At 63.9% G+C, this 18,096-nt stretch carries 21 protein-coding genes; 12 read left to right on the forward strand and 9 right to left on the reverse strand.

Annotation, left to right across the window (positions count from 1 at the left end; all coding sequences use genetic code 11):
• Positions 1–10: 10 nt before the first annotated feature.
• From QN413_RS08320 to coaBC, 4 genes are all read right to left on the reverse strand, one after another.
• Positions 11–511: a glycine zipper 2TM domain-containing protein gene (locus QN413_RS08320; protein ID WP_323496155.1), complete on the reverse strand. Its 501-nt coding sequence runs from the start codon at positions 509–511 to the stop codon at positions 11–13.
• A 211-nt stretch (positions 512–722) separates the two neighbouring features.
• The gene (gene dut, locus QN413_RS08325) at positions 723–1,169 is read right to left on the reverse strand and encodes a dUTP diphosphatase (protein ID WP_323496156.1); all 447 of its coding nucleotides are present in this window, start codon (positions 1,167–1,169) and stop codon (positions 723–725) included.
• Complete coding sequence (locus tag QN413_RS08330; RefSeq protein ID WP_323496157.1) at positions 1,166–1,660, reverse strand: hypothetical protein; 495 nt, start codon at positions 1,658–1,660, stop codon at positions 1,166–1,168. The genes dut and QN413_RS08330 overlap by 4 nt, the downstream gene beginning before the upstream one ends.
• Positions 1,657–2,895 (reverse strand): bifunctional phosphopantothenoylcysteine decarboxylase/phosphopantothenate--cysteine ligase CoaBC, encoded by a 1,239-nt coding sequence (coaBC, locus tag QN413_RS08335; RefSeq protein ID WP_323496158.1) that lies wholly within the window; start codon positions 2,893–2,895, stop codon positions 1,657–1,659. Before coaBC ends, QN413_RS08330 begins: the two co-directional genes overlap by 4 nt.
• Before the next feature lie 91 nt (positions 2,896–2,986).
• Here coaBC and QN413_RS08340 point away from each other — a divergent pair, with 91 nt between their 5' ends.
• Genes QN413_RS08340 through QN413_RS08375 form a run of 8 tightly spaced genes read left to right on the forward strand, consistent with a single transcriptional unit; the run spans position 2,987 to position 9,874 of the window.
• Complete coding sequence (locus tag QN413_RS08340) at positions 2,987–4,666, forward strand: CTP synthase (protein WP_187051397.1); 1,680 nt, start codon at positions 2,987–2,989, stop codon at positions 4,664–4,666.
• 10 nt (positions 4,667–4,676) lie between these two features.
• Positions 4,677–5,534: a 3-deoxy-8-phosphooctulonate synthase gene (gene kdsA / locus QN413_RS08345; protein ID WP_323496159.1), complete on the forward strand. Its 858-nt coding sequence runs from the start codon at positions 4,677–4,679 to the stop codon at positions 5,532–5,534.
• Positions 5,531–5,818 (forward strand): DUF1330 domain-containing protein, encoded by a 288-nt coding sequence (locus tag QN413_RS08350; protein ID WP_323496160.1) that lies wholly within the window; start codon positions 5,531–5,533, stop codon positions 5,816–5,818. Before kdsA ends, QN413_RS08350 begins: the two co-directional genes overlap by 4 nt.
• Positions 5,819–5,860: 42 nt before the next feature.
• A complete protein-coding gene (gene eno / locus QN413_RS08355; protein WP_187051394.1) occupies positions 5,861–7,144 on the forward strand; it encodes a phosphopyruvate hydratase in 1,284 nt (427 codons plus the stop codon).
• 27 nt (positions 7,145–7,171) lie between these two features.
• Positions 7,172–7,447, forward strand: coding sequence for a cell division protein FtsB (ftsB, locus tag QN413_RS08360; protein ID WP_323496161.1), 276 nt, complete (start codon positions 7,172–7,174; stop codon positions 7,445–7,447).
• A 35-nt stretch (positions 7,448–7,482) separates the two neighbouring features.
• Positions 7,483–8,124 (forward strand): nicotinamide riboside transporter PnuC, encoded by a 642-nt coding sequence (pnuC, locus tag QN413_RS08365; protein WP_323496162.1) that lies wholly within the window; start codon positions 7,483–7,485, stop codon positions 8,122–8,124.
• A complete protein-coding gene (locus QN413_RS08370) occupies positions 8,121–8,870 on the forward strand; it encodes an ATP-binding protein (RefSeq protein ID WP_323496163.1) in 750 nt (249 codons plus the stop codon). Before pnuC ends, QN413_RS08370 begins: the two co-directional genes overlap by 4 nt.
• The gene (locus QN413_RS08375; RefSeq protein WP_323496164.1) at positions 8,867–9,874 is read left to right on the forward strand and encodes a hypothetical protein; all 1,008 of its coding nucleotides are present in this window, start codon (positions 8,867–8,869) and stop codon (positions 9,872–9,874) included. Before QN413_RS08370 ends, QN413_RS08375 begins: the two co-directional genes overlap by 4 nt.
• A gap of 31 nt (positions 9,875–9,905) precedes the next feature.
• Here the strand turns inward: QN413_RS08375 and QN413_RS08380 are convergent, their stop codons facing one another.
• Complete coding sequence (locus QN413_RS08380) at positions 9,906–10,904, reverse strand: Hsp33 family molecular chaperone HslO (protein ID WP_323496165.1); 999 nt, start codon at positions 10,902–10,904, stop codon at positions 9,906–9,908.
• 22 nt (positions 10,905–10,926) lie between these two features.
• A complete protein-coding gene (locus QN413_RS08385) occupies positions 10,927–11,451 on the reverse strand; it encodes a gamma carbonic anhydrase family protein (protein ID WP_323496166.1) in 525 nt (174 codons plus the stop codon).
• 37 nt (positions 11,452–11,488) lie between these two features.
• Here QN413_RS08385 and QN413_RS08390 point away from each other — a divergent pair, with 37 nt between their 5' ends.
• Entirely contained in the window at positions 11,489–12,319 is an 831-nt protein-coding gene (locus QN413_RS08390; protein ID WP_323496167.1) for a ferritin-like domain-containing protein, read from the forward strand.
• 98 nt (positions 12,320–12,417) lie between these two features.
• Here QN413_RS08390 and xerD read toward each other — a convergent pair whose 3' ends face one another.
• The 3 genes from xerD to queG form a co-directional block, all read right to left on the reverse strand.
• Positions 12,418–13,335 (reverse strand): site-specific tyrosine recombinase XerD, encoded by a 918-nt coding sequence (xerD, locus tag QN413_RS08395; protein WP_323496168.1) that lies wholly within the window; start codon positions 13,333–13,335, stop codon positions 12,418–12,420.
• Positions 13,336–13,370: 35 nt separating this feature from the next.
• A complete protein-coding gene (locus QN413_RS08400) occupies positions 13,371–14,366 on the reverse strand; it encodes a tripartite tricarboxylate transporter substrate binding protein BugE (protein WP_323496169.1) in 996 nt (331 codons plus the stop codon).
• Positions 14,367–14,476: 110 nt separating this feature from the next.
• Entirely contained in the window at positions 14,477–15,523 is a 1,047-nt protein-coding gene (queG, locus tag QN413_RS08405; RefSeq protein WP_323496285.1) for a tRNA epoxyqueuosine(34) reductase QueG, read from the reverse strand.
• Between the two features lie 42 nt (positions 15,524–15,565).
• Here queG and tsaE point away from each other — a divergent pair, with 42 nt between their 5' ends.
• The 3 genes from tsaE (at position 15,566) to QN413_RS08420 (ending at position 18,087) form a co-directional block, all read left to right on the forward strand.
• Positions 15,566–16,135 carry a tRNA (adenosine(37)-N6)-threonylcarbamoyltransferase complex ATPase subunit type 1 TsaE gene (tsaE, locus tag QN413_RS08410; protein WP_409053759.1) on the forward strand — a complete coding sequence of 190 codons (570 nt, stop codon included), beginning with the start codon at positions 15,566–15,568 and terminating at the stop codon, positions 16,133–16,135.
• Complete coding sequence (locus tag QN413_RS08415; RefSeq protein WP_323496170.1) at positions 16,132–17,670, forward strand: N-acetylmuramoyl-L-alanine amidase; 1,539 nt, start codon at positions 16,132–16,134, stop codon at positions 17,668–17,670. The genes tsaE and QN413_RS08415 overlap by 4 nt, the downstream gene beginning before the upstream one ends.
• A 147-nt stretch (positions 17,671–17,817) precedes the next feature.
• A complete protein-coding gene (locus QN413_RS08420) occupies positions 17,818–18,087 on the forward strand; it encodes a glycine zipper 2TM domain-containing protein (protein ID WP_323496171.1) in 270 nt (89 codons plus the stop codon).
• Positions 18,088–18,096: the final 9 nt, after the last annotated feature.

The raw sequence follows: 18,096 nt of genomic DNA on the forward strand, positions 1-18,096 counted from the left end.
GGCCTCTGGATCAGTAGCGCGATATTTGCCCGTTGTCGATGCGCACGCGGTCGCCGATACGCAGGTCGCCCGGACTGCTCACATCGAAAGCACGGTAGCCGCCATTTTCGGTCTGGACCGACACGCGGTAGCTTTCGTAAGCACGCGGGCCATTGTTATTGGCCTCGATGCCGTTGCCCAGCAGGGCGCCGCCAACGACGCCCAGGACCGTTGCCGCAGTGCGCCCGTTACCGCGCCCGATCTGGTTGCCGAGGACACCACCTACGACACCACCGGCTACTGCACCGCCGCCACTGGTCCCGGTGCCACTGGTCTGGCTGCGGAGCACTTCGATGTTGGCAACACGGCCGTACTCGACGTAAGGGGCTGGCACTGCCGCATAGGGCTGCGGTGGCGCCTGGTACGGATAGCGACTGGTCTGATAGACCGGCGCAGGTGCTACGCATGCAGTGAGCGTGGCCAATGCAAGCACCGAGGCACTCACCGACAGGAAACGTAAATTGGTCTTCATGGTCTGACTCCTCAAAAACGCGCAACGGCGCGACAACTTGACAGGTATTCAACGCGTCAGCGACGTACCGCGCTGACGTCCGAGTACATCTTGAAACTTCAGAGCGCACAACGCGACCGCGGTTCCAGTCTTTACGTGTGAGCGCGCGAAGCGCGGTCTCGAAGGACCGCGCCTACACCCGCGCCGCAACCCACTTAACGTCAGCTGGCGGTCAGTGCTTGCCCGTCGAGCCGTAACCACCGACACCTCGCTGCGTTGCAGTGAAGTCGGCGACGACGTTGAATTGCGCCTGTATCACCGGCACGATCACCAGCTGCGCCAGGCGCTCCATCGGCTGCAATACGAACGGTGTTTCGCTTCGGTTCCAGGCGCTGATTTTCAGCTCACCCTGGTAGTCGCTGTCGATCAAGCCGACAAGGTTGCCGAGCACGATGCCATGTTTGTGACCGAGCCCGGAGCGCGGAAGAATCAGCGCCGCGTAACCCGCGTCGGCCAAGTGGATAGCAATGCCCGTCCCGACAAGTTGCCAGGCGTTGGGTTCCAGCGTGATGGGCTCATCGAGGCAGGCCCGAAGGTCGAGTCCCGCACTGCCGGGCGTGGCGTAAGTGGGCAGCGCATCGGCCATGCGCGAATCGAGAATGCGAACATCGACCTTCACTTGCTGCGCCCCTGTTGCTGGCTTTGCTTGCCCGCCTGCTGCTGCTTGAGCGCCGCGTCCTGCAGCATCTTTTGCCACTGCGCCGCGTTCTGCGGCAGCTTGAGACCACGCAGCTTGAAGGCGATCCAGAGGGCGCCTGCAAGCAGCGCCAACAGCGACGGGATCGGCACGCCTGCCTGCCACATCAGAAACAACGCGAAGAAGCCGACAGCGCTCGCGATCTTGGCCACCATCGCGCCGGTTGGCGATGTGCCGACGCCAGCCGGCACATCGGCGTTCGATGACATGCGCCGCTGCGCTGCCGCGGCGGCCGTCGCTGCGGCGCTTCCCGCCGCCCCGGCGCCATGCGGCTCCGAGTGCGGCGTCATGCCGACATCGAGCCCGTGCTCGCCCTCCTGGTGTTGCCGCTTGGGCAGGGCGGATTGGGCCGTGAGCCGCTCCACATAGCTCGCGAAGTCGCCATTCGGCGGCGTGTTCCATTCAGGATTCATCGTGCACTCCAGCCCGGCAGGCGCGCGGCTATTTCAGTCACGAGCTCACGCGCCAACGCGAGCTTGGGTGCGCGCGGCAGTTCGCGCAGGCCATTGGCGTCGACCAGCAGCAAGGCGTTGTCGTCTTGCCCAAAAGTCAACGGTCCGATGTTGCCGACCAGCAGTGGAATGCCCTTGCGCTCCCGCTTGGCCTTGGCATGTTCCACCAGGTTCTCGCTTTCGGCCGCAAAGCCGACGCAAAACAACTTGCCGCTTTGCGCTCTTGCGCTCTGTGCAACGGTCAGCAGGATGTCGGTGTTCTCGACGAAATGCAGCACCGGCGGCTGGCCGGAGCCGTCCTTCTTGATCTTGTGCGCGCTGTGGGCTGCAGGACGCCAATCGGCCACTGCGGCGGTCGCGATGAATACCGTGGCACGCGGTGCCGCCATCAAGGTTGCATCCAGCATTTCAGCAGCCGAAGTGACGTCGATGCGGGCGACGCCACGCGGCGTCGGCAAGTGGACCGGGCCCGCCACAAGCGTGACCTCCGCCCCGGCGTCGCGTGCCGCACGGGCAATGGAGAAACCCATCTTCCCGGACGAATGGTTGGTGATGCCGCGGATGGGGTCGAGCGCTTCGAAAGTCGGCCCGGCCGTCACCAGTACATGCTGACCCGCAAGCAACTTCGGCTGGAAGAATGCGGTGACGTCGTCGAGCAATTGCGCCGGCTCCAGCATGCGGCCATCACCGGTTTCGCCGCATGCCTGCCAGCCGCTGCCCACGCCGAGCACATGCGCGCCGTCGGCTGCCACCTGCATCAGGTTGCGCTGCGTGGCCGGATGCGACCACATCTCCCGATTCATGGCGGGCGCCAGCAGCAAGGGAACGCGATCGGCCGGGCGCGCGAGGCACAGCAAGCTCAGCAGTTCGTCCGAACGACCTTGCACCAGCCGCGCGATGAAATCGGCGCTGGCCGGCGCCAGCACGATGGCGTCGGCCTCGCGGCTCAGGTTGATGTGCGGCATGGCGTTGGGCTCGCGAGCGTCCCACTGCGAGCCGTAAACCGGGCGCCCCGACAGCGCCTGCATCGTGACCGGCGTAATGAACTGCTCCGCGGCCTCGGTCATGACGACCTGCACCGTGGCGCCGGCCTTGATGAAAAGACGACAGAGTTCGGCCGACTTATAGCAGGCGATACCCCCCGTAAGCCCGAGGAGGATGTGCTTGCCGGAGAGATCTTGCGTAACGTGCTGCATAGGGTGCATCGGGGAAGTTTAAGTGGCTGCTCAAGTGGTCGCACCTATAATTCCGATTTCCCACTGTCCGGGCGCAAAGCCCGGTAATGGCATGACCAAATTTGTCTTCGTCACTGGTGGTGTGGTGTCTTCCCTCGGCAAGGGAATCGCCTCCGCCTCGCTCGCCGCGATTCTCGAATCGCGGGGTCTTAAAGTCACCCTCATCAAGCTCGATCCGTACATCAATGTCGACCCCGGCACGATGTCGCCTTTTCAGCATGGCGAAGTGTTCGTTACCGACGACGGGGCCGAAACCGACCTCGACCTCGGCCACTACGAGCGCTTCATCAACACGCGCATGCGCAAGGCCAACAACTTCACCACGGGCCAGATCTACAAGAGCGTGCTCGAAAAAGAACGCCGCGGCGACTATCTCGGCAAAACGGTGCAGGTGATCCCGCACATCACCAACGAAATCCAGGAATATGTGAAACGCGGCGCCGGCATCGGCACCGCCCATGAAGTCGACGTGGCCATCGTCGAAATCGGTGGCACCGTGGGAGACATCGAATCGCTGCCGTTTCTCGAAGCGGTGCGCCAGATGAGTCTGCGCATGGGTCCGAACAACACAGCCTTCGTTCATCTGTCGTACGTGCCGTGGATCGCCGCAGCCGGCGAACTCAAGACCAAGCCGACTCAGCACACTGCCAAGGAACTGCGCGCCATCGGCATCCAGGCCGACGCGCTCATTTGTCGCGCCGACCGGCCCATTCCCAACGACGAGCGCGCCAAGATCTCGCTGTTCTCCAACGTCGCCGAGTGGGGTGTTATTTCGATGTGGGACGTCGACACCATCTACAAAGTGCCGCGCATGCTGCACGAACAAGGGCTGGACGGCCTGATCTGCGACAAGCTGCGCCTGAATACGCCGCCTGCCAAGCTCAAACGTTGGGACGATCTGGTCTACGAAGTCGAGCATCCGCAGCACGAAGTGACCATTGCCATGGTGGGCAAGTACGTCGAACTGTCCGACAGCTATAAATCGCTCAACGAAGCGCTGCGGCATGCCGGAATGAAGAACCATGCGCGCGTGAAGATCGACTACATCGATTCCGAAACCATCACGCCGCAAGACGTCGCCCGCCTCGCCAAATACGATGCCATCCTGGTGCCGGGCGGTTTCGGTCAACGCGGCGTCGAGGGCAAGATTTCAGCCGCCCGCTTCGCCCGCGAAACCAAGGTGCCGTACCTCGGTATCTGCCTCGGCATGCAGGTTGCGACCATCGAATACGCACGCAACGTCGCCGGCCTCAAAAACGCCAATAGCACCGAGTTCGATCCCGGTACGCCCTGCCCCGTCATCGCGCTCATCACCGAGTGGAAAGACACCGACGGTACCGTCAAGACGCGCGATGAAAAATCCGATCTCGGCGGCACGATGCGGCTGGGCGCGCAAAGCTCCGACGTCGCACCGAACACACTGGCCCACAGCATCTACGGCGACGTCGTCACCGAGCGCCACCGGCACCGCTACGAAGCCAACGTCAACTTCCTGGACGACCTGCGCCGCGCCGGGCTGGTGATTTCTGCGTTGACGCAACGCGAACACCTGACCGAAATTGTGGAGTTGCCGCAAGACGTGCATCCCTGGTTCATCGGCGTGCAGTTTCATCCCGAGTTCAAATCGACGCCGTGGGGCGGCCATCCGCTGTTCAACGCGTTCATCAAAGCAGCGCTGGAACATCAGGCAGCGGGCCAGGGAACCAAGCCGCTGATGAAGGTCGTCGCATGAAAGTGCAGTCATGAAGCTTTGCGGATTCGACATCGGACTCGACAAGCCGTTCTTTCTCATCGCGGGTCCGTGCGTGATCGAGTCGGAACAGCTGCAGATGGACACCGCCGGCACGCTGAAGGAAATCACGCAGGCGCTCGGTATTCCGTTCATTTTCAAGAGCAGCTTCGACAAGGCCAACCGTTCGTCGGGCACCACCTTTCGCGGCCCGGGTCGTGACAAGGGGCTGGAAATTCTGGCCAAGGTCAGGCGCGACCTCGGCGTGCCGGTGCTGACCGACGTGCACACCAACGAAGACATCGTAGAAGCGGCCAAGGTGGTCGACGTGTTGCAGACGCCCGCCTTCCTGTGCCGCCAGACCGACTTCATCCGTGCAGTCGCCCAGTCGGGCAAGCCGGTGAACATCAAGAAGGGTCAGTTCCTCGCGCCGCACGACATGAAGAACGTCATCGACAAGGCGCGCGCCGCGGCCAAAGAAATCGGTCTCGACGAAGACAGCTTCATGGCTTGCGAACGCGGCGCCAGTTTCGGCTACAACAATCTGGTGTCGGACATGCGATCGCTGGCGATCATGCGCGAGACCCTGGCGCCTGTGGTGTTCGACGCCACGCACTCGGTACAGTTGCCGGGTGGCCAGGGCACGAGCTCGGGCGGCCAGCGCGAGATGGTCCCGGTGCTGGCGCGCGCGGCCATTGCGGTCGGCGTTGCCGGCGTGTTCATGGAAACGCACCCCGACCCGGCCAAGGCGCTGAGCGATGGTCCCAATGCGGTGCCTTTGAAGCACATGAAAGCGCTGCTCGAGACGCTGCTGGCGCTCGATGCGGTCACCAAGAAAAACGGCTATCTGGAAGACAGGTTTCAAGCATGAGTGGTTACGTCATTGCACACGTCGAAGTCACGAACCCGACGCAATACGAAGAGTATAAAAAGTGGTCGAGCGCCGCCATGCAGGCGAGCGGTGCCGAGGTGTGCATTCGCGGTGGTCAGATCACGGTACTCGAAGGCGACTGGGCACCGACCCGCGTGGTGCTGCTGAAGTTTCCGACTTTCGAGCAAGCCAAAGCTTTCTACGACACGCCCGAATACCTGAAGGCCCGTGAAGCCCGCGCCGGTGCCGCGGTGATGCGCATGATCGCGGTCGAAGGCCTGTAGCCTCCCGTCAAAAATTTTCAACTTCATCCTTCAATAAAAATCATGAGTGCAATCGTTGACATCGTCGGCCGCGAAATTCTCGACAGCCGCGGCAATCCCACAGTCGAATGCGACGTGCTGCTGGAAAGCGGCACCATGGGTCGGGCGGCCGTGCCGTCGGGTGCGTCGACCGGCTCGCGCGAAGCGATCGAACTTCGCGACAACGACAAGGCTCGTTACGGTGGCAAGGGCGTGTTGAAAGCGGTAGAAAACATCAACACCGAAATCTCCGAAGCCGTGCTCGGCCTCGACGCCACCGAGCAGGCCTTTCTCGACCGCACGCTGAACGACCTGGACGGCACCGACAACAAGGCACGCCTGGGCGCCAACGCCACGTTGGCGGTGTCGATGGCCGTGGCCCGCGCTGCTGCCGAAGAATCGGGCTTGCCGCTGTACCGCTACTTCGGCGGCATGGGCGGCATGCAATTGCCCGTGCCGATGATGAACGTCATCAACGGTGGGGCGCACGCCAACAACAGCCTGGACATCCAGGAGTTCATGATCATTCCGGTCGGCGCCAAGAGCTTCCGCGAAGCGGTCCGCTATGGTGCCGAAACCTTTCACGCGCTGAAAAAAATCCTGAGCGACCGCGGCATCAGCACGGCTGTCGGCGACGAAGGCGGCTTCGCACCGAGCGTCGCGAGTCACGAAGAAGCCATCCTGCTCATCCTCGAAGCGATCGACAAGGCGGGCTATGTGGCCGGCGAACAAATCGCGCTCGGCCTGGACTGCGCTGCCAGCGAGTTCTACAAAGATGGCAAGTACGTCCTCGGCGCAGAGAACCTCACGCTGTCGCCCGAAAACTGGACCGACATGCTTGCGACCTGGGTCGACAAATACCCGATCATCAGCATCGAAGACGGCATGCACGAAGGCGACTGGGATGGCTGGAAGCACCTGACCGAACGTCTCGGCAAACGCGTGCAACTGGTGGGCGACGATTTGTTCGTCACCAACACCAAGATCCTTCAAGAAGGCATCGACAAGGGCATCGCCAATTCGATTCTGATCAAGATCAATCAGATCGGCACGCTGACCGAGACCTTCGCCGCCATCGAAATGGCAAAACGCGCTGGCTACACCGCCGTCATTTCGCACCGTTCGGGCGAGACCGAAGACTCGACCATCGCCGATATCGCGGTCGGCACCAACGCCGGCCAGATCAAGACGGGTTCGCTGTCGCGCTCCGACCGCACCGCCAAGTACAACCAGCTGCTGCGCATCGAAGAAGACCTGGGCGACGTTGCCAGCTACCCCGGCCGCGCCGCGTTCTACAACCTGAAGTAAACGGCCAGGAACCGGGTGCCCGAAGGCATGCGCTCACGCATTGTTCCCATCGTGCTGGTTTTGCTGCTCGCCGTTCTTCAGTGGCAGCTGTGGACCGGTCGCGGGAGCGTGCGCGACGTGGCGCAGCTGCGCGACAAGCTCATGACGCAGCAAGAGGCCAACGCGCGTGCGTCATTGGCCAACGAGAGGCTGTCTTCCGAGGTCAACGACCTGAAGGAAGGCCTCGAAATGGTCGAAGAGCGTGCCCGCGCCGAGCTCGGCATGGTGAAGCCGAACGAGGTGTTCGTGCAGATGACGCACTGACACTCCGCCCTGCCCGCGGAACCACCAAACCACCGATGCCGGAGTTCTTCTCGGCCCCCGCCTTCGTGTTGTGGGGCGCACCGACCAGTTGGCTCGAAGTGGTCGCCGCGGCCATAGCGCTGGTCATGGTCGGCTGCAACATGCGCGAGATCCACTGGGGCTGGCCGCTCGCCATCGTGAGCTCGTTGCTCTACGTCTTCGTCTTTGCCGAAGCACGCATCTACGGCGACGCTACGCTGCAGATCTTTTTCGCCATCGTCGCGCTCTGGGGCTGGTTTCAATGGCTGCGTGGGCACCGGGCCGACGGCAGCGAGCTGCACGTAAGCCGCCTCACGATGCGCGGCGCGTTGTGGTCGCTGGTCGCCTGCGCAGTCGCGTGGCCGCTCGTCGCACTTTTTCTGATTCGATTCACCGACACCGACGTGCCCTGGTTCGACGGATTCGCGACTGGACTCAGCCTGGTCGGGCAGTTCCTGCTCGGCCGCAAGTTCATCGAAAACTGGATCGTGTGGCTGGCCGTCAACGCGGTCAGCATCGGCCTGTTCATCCACAAGGGCCTGTGGCTCACGGTCGGCCTCTACGCGGTCTTCGCGGTGCTCAGCATCGCCGGCTACTTCGCATGGCGCCATCGATTGCGCCCAACCGCAGCCGCGGCATCGGCGCTGGAACACGCATGACTCCTTCGTTGCCCATCGGCTGCGTGATCGCCGTGCTCGGCGCCGAGAGCACCGGCAAGACCGAGTTGGCGCGCGCCCTGGCCCAACGCCTCAATGATCGCGGCATCGCGACCACGCTGGTCGACGAATACCTGCGCGAGTGGTGCGACTGCGAAGGTCGCACGCCACGGCCCGACGAGCAGGCCGCAATCGGCGACGAGCAGACGCGCCGCATCGACGACGCTGCCTCACGCGGCGTTGTCGTGACCGATACCACCGCCGTGATGACCGCGGTGTACAGCGACATGCTGTTCGACGACGCCTCGCTCTTTGCATCGGCATTGGCGGCACAACGCCGCTGCGCCATCACCTTGCTCACCGCACTCGATCTGCCATGGGTGGCCGATGGCCTGCAACGCGACGGCCCCCATGTTCGCGAGCCGGTGGATTCACGCGTGCGTGCGGCGCTGGCCGGTGCAAATCTGCCGTACACCGTCGTGCATGGTCGCGGCGCCGTACGGATCGCGAATGCCTGGAACGCGATCAATTCGATCGCGGAGCGTGCAGGCGACGAAGGCAGAGATGGTCGCAACGTACGCGGCGGCAGCAGCGAAGCTGGCGGCCGCCCCACGACATCGACCTGGACGTGGCCGTGCGAAAAATGCTCCGATCCAGCTTGCGAGCATCGGTTGTTCACGGATCTGCTGGCGGAGCGGGCGGCGCCTTTGCCGACGCCAGTCTCGACTTCTATTCCGAAGGCTCGATGACACGCGCCGGTCGCCACCGTTTGATCGGCGCATGCGCTGCGGCCGCCGTGATGACGCTGACGTGTTTGCTCGCCGGCATGGCACGGCCAGCATTCGCTGCCGGCAACCTGATCGCAATCGACGTCGAGAACAACCTGACGCCGACCACCTGCGCAGAGGAAGACAACGTCTCCCTGAAGCTGAGCGGCACCGACGTTGCGCGCTTTGCCGTCGAAGCGCTGCCGCCACCGTATCTCGCATCGCTGCAAGCCGATCGTTCTGCATCCGACTTTTCAGGATGCAGTTTCAACGGCGGCGTGCACCCGACCGATCCGCGCCATGCATTCAAAGCCGCGACCCGCGTGCTGTTCGATGGCGCGCAGTGGCGCATCGTCGGCATCACGCAGTCGAGCTTCTGGCGGTCTCAGAGCGTGCCGGTGACACTCGGGTCGCGCACCTTTCGCGGTATCCACCTGCTGCAGGTGTTCAAGAAGGTCGACGGCAAGCCGCGCGAAGTGGCTGTGATGTATCCATCCGATGGCAATTGGCGGATCAAGCCGTTGCCGGAGGCGCGCCTCGGCGACGGCGCTTACGGTTCGTCGATGCTCATCGGGCCGATCGAGACTCATCAGCGGCCGGTGGTCGATATCTCGTCGATCGTCGTCACCACATTGCCTCTGTCGTTGCATCTGAAGTTCAAGGCGGGCGGCTCCGCAACGGTCACCCTCGGCGAGGTCAGCACGCTCCGCACCGCGCTCGACGTGAGACTGTCGCCCCTCACATCGCTCACTTCATCGAGGCGCGACCGTCGGCCGTTCGCCATGCTGCGCTCGATGTATGTCGCGCCCGACAACGCCGACGTGAGCGAAGTGACATGGAGGGCACCGGGGGACACATCGCCGCGTACCGAAGCACTGCCGAACGTAACCGCGCTTCAGGCCAGGCAAGTGCGCTTCGGCCGAAGCGTGCCGTCGCGCCACAACAGCAGCGCACCTGACCTGCGCTTCAGCAACTTCAGAAACTGAAGCGCCCTTTGCAGCACGCCGCGCGAGCGACCTACTGCACCACCGGGCTGGCCGGCAACTGATCCCCCGGCTCCCGAAAAATCTGCGCTGCATCGACCGCATCGAAGCGATATTGCTTGCCGCAAAAGTCGCATCCCACCTCGATGTCGCCGCGCTCGGCCAGGATGCTGTCGGCCTCTTCGACGCCGAGGCTGCGGATCATGTTGGCGACCCGCTCGCGCCCGCAGGTGCACGCGAAGTGCGGGCCGAGCAAGCCGGCCTGCGGCTCGAAGCGCAACAGCTTCTCTTCCCAGAACAGGCGGCGCAGGATGGTGTCGATATCGAGCGTCAGCAACTCATCGCGCGTCAGACTCGACGCGAGAATCGAGATGCGGTTGTAGTCTTCGTTCAAACCGATCTGGTCTTCATTGCTCTGGTCTTGGTCACGCTGCGACGTTCCCTCCAGATTGCCCTCCCCCTTCACCGGCAAGCGCTGGATCAACAGGCCTGCCGCCACCTTGTCGTCGGCCGCCAGCACCAGCGTGGTGTCGAGCTGTTCGCTCTGCAGCATGTAGTGCTGCAACACGTCGCTCAGCTTGTCGAGCTTTTCGTACTGATCTCCGAAGAGCGGCACCACGCCCTGATACGGCTGCTGTCCCGGTACGCGGCTCTTGGGGTCGAGCGTGATGGCGCAGCGGCCTTTGTTGGTGACGTTGACCATGTCGGGCAAGCGCGCGTCGGCGGCCAGCTCGCCCACCACCTTGGCGGTGGCGCGCAGGCTCAGGTCGGGCATGACCTCGGCCACCGCGATCTTGACCGGCCCGTCACCGAAGATTTGCAGGATCAACGCGCCGTTGAACTTGATGTTCGACTGCATCAAGGTCGCCGCCGCAGTCATTTCACCGAGCAACTCCGCCACGGGTGGCGGATAGGCGCCGGTCGCGCTGTTGCCGGCGCGTCGCGCCAGGATTTCCTGCCACGAATCGGTCAGGCGGACGATCATGCAGCGCACCGGCATGCCGTCGAACAGGAACTTGTGCAACTCGCTCAAAACGCTCTTCTTTCCGACGCCCTCAGGCGATCTTCTTGAGGCCCTTCGCATAGCGACGGGCGTTGTCTACATAGTGCTCGGCGCTTTGGCGGAGCTTGGCGGCAGCCGCATCGTCGAGCGTGCGAACCACCTTGGCCGGCGAACCGATGATGAGCGAGTTGTCCGGAAATTCCTTGCCCTCGGTCACCACGCTGCCGGCACCAACGATCGAGTTGCGGCCGATCTTCGCGTTATTCAAGATCACCGCCTGGATGCCGATCAGCGAGTTGTCTCCGATGGTGCAGCCATGCAGCATGACCTGATGACCGATCGTCACGTTGTCGCCGATCGTCGTGGGCGAACCATGGTCGCTGTGCACCACCGACAGATCCTGCACGTTGCTGTTGCGCCCGATGGTCAGCGTCTCGTTGTCGCCCCGCAGCACCGCGCCGAACCAGATGCTGGCATCTTCACCCAGCACCACCTTGCCGATCACCTCGGCACTGTCGGCCACCCAGGCACCAGGTGCCAGTTTCGGCGCTTCGCCGTCGAGTTCATAGAGGGCCATCGCGGGTCTCCAGGGGTCAAAAACTAGAATTGTAGGGATGCACATCCGATCGACCGCGCTGGCCGCGCTGCGCCTTGCCGACCCTGAGCAAAAGGTGGCGGCGACGCGCGCGCTGGCAGCGCTTATCGCGGGCAACCCGGAATCGCTTTCACTCGATTTCGATCGCAGCATGACGAATGCGAAAACCGGCGTTCCGGGCCGGCCCGACCGCCCGCTTCGCGTTTCCGCGATGGATGTCGGAAGACGCTCGCCCTTCACCACCGAAGGACGCGCTGCGCTCATCCATTCGATATGCCATATCGAGTTCAACGCGATCAACCTCGCGCTCGACGCCGTGTGGCGCTTCGACGGCATGCCCGAGGCCTACTACCGCGACTGGCTGCGCGTGGCCGATGAAGAGGCGCAGCACTTCACGCTGCTGCATGCGCATTTGCAGACGATGGGCTGGCGCTATGGCGACTTCACCGGCCACGACGGCCTCTGGGCGATGTGCGAGAAAACGAAGGACGACGTTGTCGGGCGCATGGCGCTGGTACCGCGAACGCTCGAGGCACGCGGGCTCGACGCGACCCCGCTGATCCAGGCCAAGTTGCGCAGAGTGAATACGCCCGATGCGCTCGGCGCGATCGCCATCCTCGACATCATCCTGCGCGACGAAGTCGGCCATGTCGCCATCGGCAACCACTGGTACCGGTGGCTGTGCGAGCGTGACGGCCTCGACCCGATCGCGCATTACCGCGTGCTTTATCGCAAGCACGAGGCACCGCGGCTTCGAGCGCCGTTCAACCTCGAAGCGCGAGCGCTCGCCGGCTTCACAGACGAAGAGCTGAAGGCGCTCGATGAGCCCGATGCGCTGGCACGAAGCTGATGCGCTGCAGCGCCCCGGGCGAGCGGCGCGTCAGTCCGCCTTGATCGCCGCCGCCCAGCGAAGAGCATGGCGCGCACGTCGTTCGGAGGTGGTGTCAATCAGCCGCGTGGATGGTGCTGCCCGTGCAATTGCTTCAGGCGCTCGCGAGCCACGTGCGTGTAGATCGTGGTGGTCGAGATGTCCGCATGACCGAGCAGCAGTTGCACCGCCCTCAGGTCCGCGCCGTGGTTGAGCAGGTGGGTGGCAAATGCATGACGTAACGTGTGCGGCGACAGCGGCACATGTATGCCGGCGGCGGTCGCCTGCTTCTTGACGATGATCCAGAACATCACGCGCGTCATCCCGGCACCGCGCGCCGTCACGAACAGGTCCGGCGTCTGTTGCCCGTCGAGGATCGCAGGCCGCGACTCTTTCAGATACCGCTCGATCCAGCGGCGCGCTTCTCCGCCGAACGGCACGAGCCGCTCCTTGTTGCCCTTGCCGAGCACCCGCAGCACGCCGTCGTTCAGGCTCATGTCGATCGCCTTCAGCGTCACCAACTCGCTCACCCGCAGGCCGCTGGCGTACATCAATTCGAGCATGGCGCGATCGCGCAGGCCGAGCGGCGTGTCGACATCGGGCGCACCGAGCAGGTCGTCGACCTGCTTTTCGGAAAGCGTCTTGGGCACGCGCATGGCCTGCCGCGCCGGCACCAGTCGCAGCGTCGGGTCGGCGGCGATGCGACGTTCGCGCAAGGCCCAGCGGTAGTAGCGCTTGAAGACCGTCAGGCGACGATTGGCGGACGTCGCCTTGCCTTTGTCGGCCAGCTTGGCTCCCATGTAGGCCTGCAGATCGTGCTCCTGCACGGTGTCGAGTGCGTTGCTGCGCGTGGCGAGCCAGCGCGCGAACAACTCGAGGTCCTGCCGGTAAGCCGCGAGCGTGTTCTTGGCGAGCCCGTGCTCCAGCCAGAGCGCGTCGATGAACTCGTCGATCTCGGGCGTATCGAAGTCAGGGGTTTCTTCTTGCAGCGCGGTCATGGCCTGCAAGATAACAAACCGCGCGCCGCGTTCGATCAATCGAGCGTGAGCTTCTGCTTGATCACGACCTGCTTGTAGACCTCGAACTCGGCCTTGATCTGCGCGGCGAACTGCTCGGGCGTGTTGGCGACGATGAGCGAGCCGGTGTCTTCGATGCGCTTTCGCACCACCGGATCCTCGACCGACTTTTTCACCGCAGCCGCCACCTTGTCGACCACTTCTTTCGGCAGGTTCTTCGGGCCGAGGATGCCGTAGTACGCCATGCGGTTGACCGGCTCCAGCCCGACCTCCTTGAAGGTCGGAACGTTCGGCAAGTCCTTCAACCGCTGCGGCGCCGACACCACGATCGGTACCAGCTGGCCGCTCTTGATGAAGGGCAATGCCGAAGGAATGTTGTCGAACATGATTGCCACCTGGCCCGCCACCACGTCGTTCAGCGCCGGGCCGGCGCCGCGGTAAGGGATGTGCGTGACGAAGGTATTCGTCAAGCTCTTGTACAGCTCCATCAGCAGATGCCCGATGCCGCCGGTGCCCGACGATGCATACGAATATTTGCCTGGATTCTTCTTGAGCTCGGCCACGAATTCGGCGTAGTTCTTTGCCGGGAACTTCGGGTTGACCGCGATGATGTTGGGCGTCGCGGCGATGTTGGTGATCGGCGTGAAGTCGTTGATCGGGTCGTACGGCGTCTTGGGGTTGATCGCCGGGTTGGCTGCCGTGCTCGACACGGTGGCGACGCCCAGTTTGTAGCCGTCGGGCGCTGCGCGTGCGGTTTCGGCTGCACCCACGATGCCGCCGCCGCCCGCGCGGTTGATGACGATGACCGGCTGACCCAATGCCTTGCCCAGCGGCTCGGAGATCACGCGCGCCACGATGTCGGTCGTGCCACCGGGTGCGAACGGCACGCTCAACTCGATCGGCTTGGTCGGGTAGCCCTGCGCTGAGGCGGGCGAAGCGAGCAAGGCGGCGAGCACGGCAAGCCCGGTGACTTCAGCGAGACGGACAAAAGTGCTCAATGGGCGGCGTGGCATCAGCGAACTCCTGGTAGTCATCAACAAAACGATCGAACGAAACGGGAAGCCGAAATGCTACCGGCATGCCGGCGCCCACAGTGCTGTGGAATACCCCGCAAACACGGGATTCACACGAAAGGTGCGCTTTGCGCCAACGCCCACTCGACGTGCTCGCGCACCAGCGCACTCGGGTGCAATGCACGCGTTGCGAGCGCGGCCGCGGCCCGCGTATCGCCCGCACGCAGCGCGTTGCCCAAACCGACAGCCACGTTGCGCAGCCAGCGCTCATGGCCGATACGGCGAATAGGGCTGCCTTCGGTAAAGCGGAGAAACGCTTCTTCCGTCCACGCGAAGAGTTCGGCGAGATGCTGTCCGCTCAAGCCGTCGCGTTCATCGAAGTCGGGCAGCGCACTCTTCTTCGCGAACTTGTTCCAGGGGCAGATCAGCTGGCAATCGTCGCAGCCGTAGATGCGGTTGCCGATGGCCGCGCGCAGTTCGACCGGAATCGGGCCCGCATGCTCGATCGTCAGATATGAGATGCAGCGCCGCGCGTCGAGCCGATGCGGCGCGATGATCGCCTGCGTCGGGCAGATGTCGATGCAGGCGCTGCAACTGCCGCAATGCGCGGTAACGGGTTCGCTCGGCGGCAGCGCGATGTCGACGTAGATCTCGCCGAGAAAAAACATCGAGCCCGCATCGCGGTCGAGCACCAGCGTGTGCTTGCCGCGCCAGCCCTGGCCGCTGCGTGAAGCCAGCTCGGCCTCGAGTACCGGCGCTGAATCGGTGAAGACGCGGTGCCCGAAAGGTCCCAGCGTTTCGGCGATGCGGTCGGCCAGTTTCTGCAGGCGTGAGCGAAGCACTTTGTGATAGTCCCTGCCCCTTGCGTAGACCGAAACAATGCCTTCGCCGGTCCGTTCGAGCCGTTCGAATTCAATGCCCTGCCAGCCTTCCGGCGTCGCCCGGGGCAGGTAGTCCATGCGCGCGGTGATCACGCTCACCGTGCCGGGCACCAACTCCGCAGGCCGCGCCCGACGCAATCCGTGCGCGGCCATGTAGGCCATTTCGCCGTGAAAGCCGTTGTGAAGCCAGTGCCCGAGTCCGGCCTCGGCATCGGCGAGGTCGATGCCCGCAATACCGATTTGGGAGAATCCCAACTCACGCGCCCACTCTTGTATGCGCGCCACGACATCCAGCGTCACCAAATCACGAGCCACGAGTTGAGTACCGACCACACGCCGATTGTAGAAACGCCCTTGCAGGCGGCACCGTTGCCATCGCTGGCAACGGAACTGCCAGCGGTGCTGCAATGGCACACCGAGGCCGATACCGACGCCTTTGCGCGCTGCATGGCCACGGCACCAATGTTGCGGGATGCCTTCATCGCGCTGCATGGCGAGCTCGGCGCGGGCAAGACGACCTTCGTCCGGCACCTGCTGCGTGCGCTCGGCATCGAAGGCCGCATCAAGAGCCCGACCTACGCCGTCGTCGAGCCGCACGAAGCACCCGATGGGCTGTCGATCTATCACTTCGACTTCTACCGTTTCAACGACCCTCGCGAATGGGACGATGCCGGATTCAGAGACATCTTCGCGGGCCCCGGACTGAAGCTCGCCGAATGGCCCGACAACGCTGCAGGCCGCATTCCGGTTGCAGACCTCGCTCTTAAAATGGAAGCAATGACAGACGACTCACGTACCGTGACACTGCTCGCGGGCACGGCCCGCGGTTTCGCCTTGTTGGCGCATCTCGACAGCGCCAGGCCAAACTCAGGACCCATCGCCGCATGAAGCGCCGCGATCTTCTTCAAGGGGGCACCCTGGCCCTGCTGCTCGGCGTGCAGCAAATCGCACGTGGGGCGACCATCGTGGCGGTGCGCGTCTGGCCCGCCGCCGACTACACCCGCGTCACGATCGAATCCAATGCGCGCCTGCAAACGCAGCAGCTCACCGTGGGCAGCCCGCCGCGGCTGGCGGTCGACATCACCGGCATCGAGCTCAATCCGCAACTGCGCGAGCTGGTCGGCAAGATCAAGCCGGGTGATCCGTACATCAACGGTTTGCGCGTCGGGCAGTTCGCTCCCAACGTCGTGCGCATCGTGTTCGACCTGAAGCAGGCGGTGATCCCCCAGGTGTTTTCGCTGGCGCCGGTGGCGGCCTATCGCGACCGGCTGGTGCTCGACCTGCATCCCCAGGAGCCGCTCGACCCGATGGAAGCGCTGATTGCCGAGCGCCTGCGCGACGCGCCTTCTTCCACTGCCAAGGGCGATGCCGATACCAACGTGGCCGGTTTCTCGCCGCATGAGCCATCGCGTTTTCCGCCGCATTTGCCGACTGCACCCGGCGCGCCGGTGCCATCGGCGCCTGTAAGGCCCGGCACGGCCGCGGTCGATCCGCTCGGCGAACTCATGGCTCAGCAAGCCGGGCGACCCGGGCCTGCCGTCTCTGCGCCGCCGGCCGCGCCCGGTCGCTCTCCGGGCGCGCCATCGCCCCTGCCGCCCACGCTACCGCCCTTGGTCGGCTCGATCCCGCTCAAACCAGTGCCTGCAGCGCCGCCATCGGTGGTCGCGCGCAGCGGCACAGCCACTGCCAACCGCACCGACCGCCTCATCATCGTCGCCCTCGATCCGGGGCACGGCGGCGAAGATCCGGGCGCCACCGGACCGGCCGGCACGCGCGAAAAAGACATCGTGTTGCAGGTCGCTTTCAAGCTGCGCGACCGCATCAACGCCAGCAGCGTCAACGGCAATCCGATGCGCGCGTTTTTGACGCGCGATGCCGACTTCTTCGTGCCCCTCGGCACGCGCGTTCAAAAGGCGCGTCGTGTTCAGGCCGACCTGTTCGTGAGCATCCATGCCGACGCGTTCACGACGCCGGCAGCCCGCGGAGCCAGTGTGTTTGCACTGAGCCAGCATGGCGCATCCAGCAGCGCGGCGCGCTACATGGCCAACAAGGAAAACGAATCCGACAAGGTCGGCGGCATCAACGTGGGCGACCATGAAATCCAGGTTCAACGCGCCTTGCTCGACATGAGTACGACGGCGCAGATCAACGACAGCCTGAAGCTCGGCAGCGCGATGCTGGGCGAGATCAAGAACGTCGGTGCGCGGCTGCATAAGGGCGAAGTCGAACAGGCAGGCTTCGCGGTGCTGAAGGCGCCGGATATCCCGAGCGTGCTGGTCGAAACCGCCTTCATCAGCAACCCTGAAGAAGAAGCGAACCTCCGCAGCGTTGCATACCAGGACAGCTTGGCGGAGGCCCTGATGCGCGGCATTCAGCGCTACTTCGCGCAAAACCCGCCGTTGGCACGCAGCCGGCAGCTGTAATTTTTCGCACAGTCAGCGCTAGGTGCAGCGGGTCGTTATCGCGCATCGATCGGTCGCTGTTGCGCGCAACCTTGCGGGGCGGTCACCTACAGCCCGCATGCACGCGGCTGCCTAAGTTGAGTGCACTACTACTCTAAGGTGGACATCATGCAAACACGTATCTGGATCGCGGCGGCCGTCGCAACGTCGGTGATGGCTTTGTCTGGCTGTGCTGGCACAGGCCCCAATCAGCAGTTGGGCGTTGCAGGCGGCGCGGTGGGTGGCGCATTGCTAGGCAACGTTCTCGGTGGCAACGCCGCCAGCACGGTCGGTGGTGCAGCCATCGGCGGCCTGATCGGCAATGAGGTGGGCAAGAACTCGGACCAACGCAATAACGCCAATCGCGGGTACTACCCGAACAACGGCCCCCGCTACTGAGGCACTACC

The sequence above is a fragment of the Variovorax sp. LG9.2 genome (genome assembly GCF_035018885.1).
Lineage (GTDB): Bacteria > Pseudomonadota > Gammaproteobacteria > Burkholderiales > Burkholderiaceae_C > Variovorax.

What these genes read in the sequence shown, in the direction of transcription:
- QN413_RS08320 (WP_323496155.1), bottom strand. Translation starts at nt 511, where the DNA reads ATGAAGACCAATTTACGTTTCCTGTCGGTGAGTGCCTCGGTGCTTGCA.
- QN413_RS08330 (WP_323496157.1), bottom strand. Translation starts at nt 1,660, where the DNA reads ATGAATCCTGAATGGAACACGCCGCCGAATGGCGACTTCGCGAGCTAT.
- coaBC (WP_323496158.1), bottom strand. Translation starts at nt 2,895, where the DNA reads ATGCAGCACGTTACGCAAGATCTCTCCGGCAAGCACATCCTCCTCGGG.
- QN413_RS08340 (WP_187051397.1), top strand. Translation starts at nt 2,987, where the DNA reads ATGACCAAATTTGTCTTCGTCACTGGTGGTGTGGTGTCTTCCCTCGGC.
- kdsA (WP_323496159.1), top strand. Translation starts at nt 4,677, where the DNA reads ATGAAGCTTTGCGGATTCGACATCGGACTCGACAAGCCGTTCTTTCTC.
- QN413_RS08350 (WP_323496160.1), top strand. Translation starts at nt 5,531, where the DNA reads ATGAGTGGTTACGTCATTGCACACGTCGAAGTCACGAACCCGACGCAA.
- eno (WP_187051394.1), top strand. Translation starts at nt 5,861, where the DNA reads ATGAGTGCAATCGTTGACATCGTCGGCCGCGAAATTCTCGACAGCCGC.
- ftsB (WP_323496161.1), top strand. Translation starts at nt 7,172, where the DNA reads ATGCGCTCACGCATTGTTCCCATCGTGCTGGTTTTGCTGCTCGCCGTT.
- pnuC (WP_323496162.1), top strand. Translation starts at nt 7,483, where the DNA reads ATGCCGGAGTTCTTCTCGGCCCCCGCCTTCGTGTTGTGGGGCGCACCG.
- QN413_RS08370 (WP_323496163.1), top strand. Translation starts at nt 8,121, where the DNA reads ATGACTCCTTCGTTGCCCATCGGCTGCGTGATCGCCGTGCTCGGCGCC.
- QN413_RS08375 (WP_323496164.1), top strand. Translation starts at nt 8,867, where the DNA reads ATGACACGCGCCGGTCGCCACCGTTTGATCGGCGCATGCGCTGCGGCC.
- QN413_RS08385 (WP_323496166.1), bottom strand. Translation starts at nt 11,451, where the DNA reads ATGGCCCTCTATGAACTCGACGGCGAAGCGCCGAAACTGGCACCTGGT.
- QN413_RS08390 (WP_323496167.1), top strand. Translation starts at nt 11,489, where the DNA reads ATGCACATCCGATCGACCGCGCTGGCCGCGCTGCGCCTTGCCGACCCT.
- xerD (WP_323496168.1), bottom strand. Translation starts at nt 13,335, where the DNA reads ATGACCGCGCTGCAAGAAGAAACCCCTGACTTCGATACGCCCGAGATC.
- QN413_RS08400 (WP_323496169.1), bottom strand. Translation starts at nt 14,366, where the DNA reads ATGCCACGCCGCCCATTGAGCACTTTTGTCCGTCTCGCTGAAGTCACC.
- QN413_RS08415 (WP_323496170.1), top strand. Translation starts at nt 16,132, where the DNA reads ATGAAGCGCCGCGATCTTCTTCAAGGGGGCACCCTGGCCCTGCTGCTC.
- QN413_RS08420 (WP_323496171.1), top strand. Translation starts at nt 17,818, where the DNA reads ATGCAAACACGTATCTGGATCGCGGCGGCCGTCGCAACGTCGGTGATG.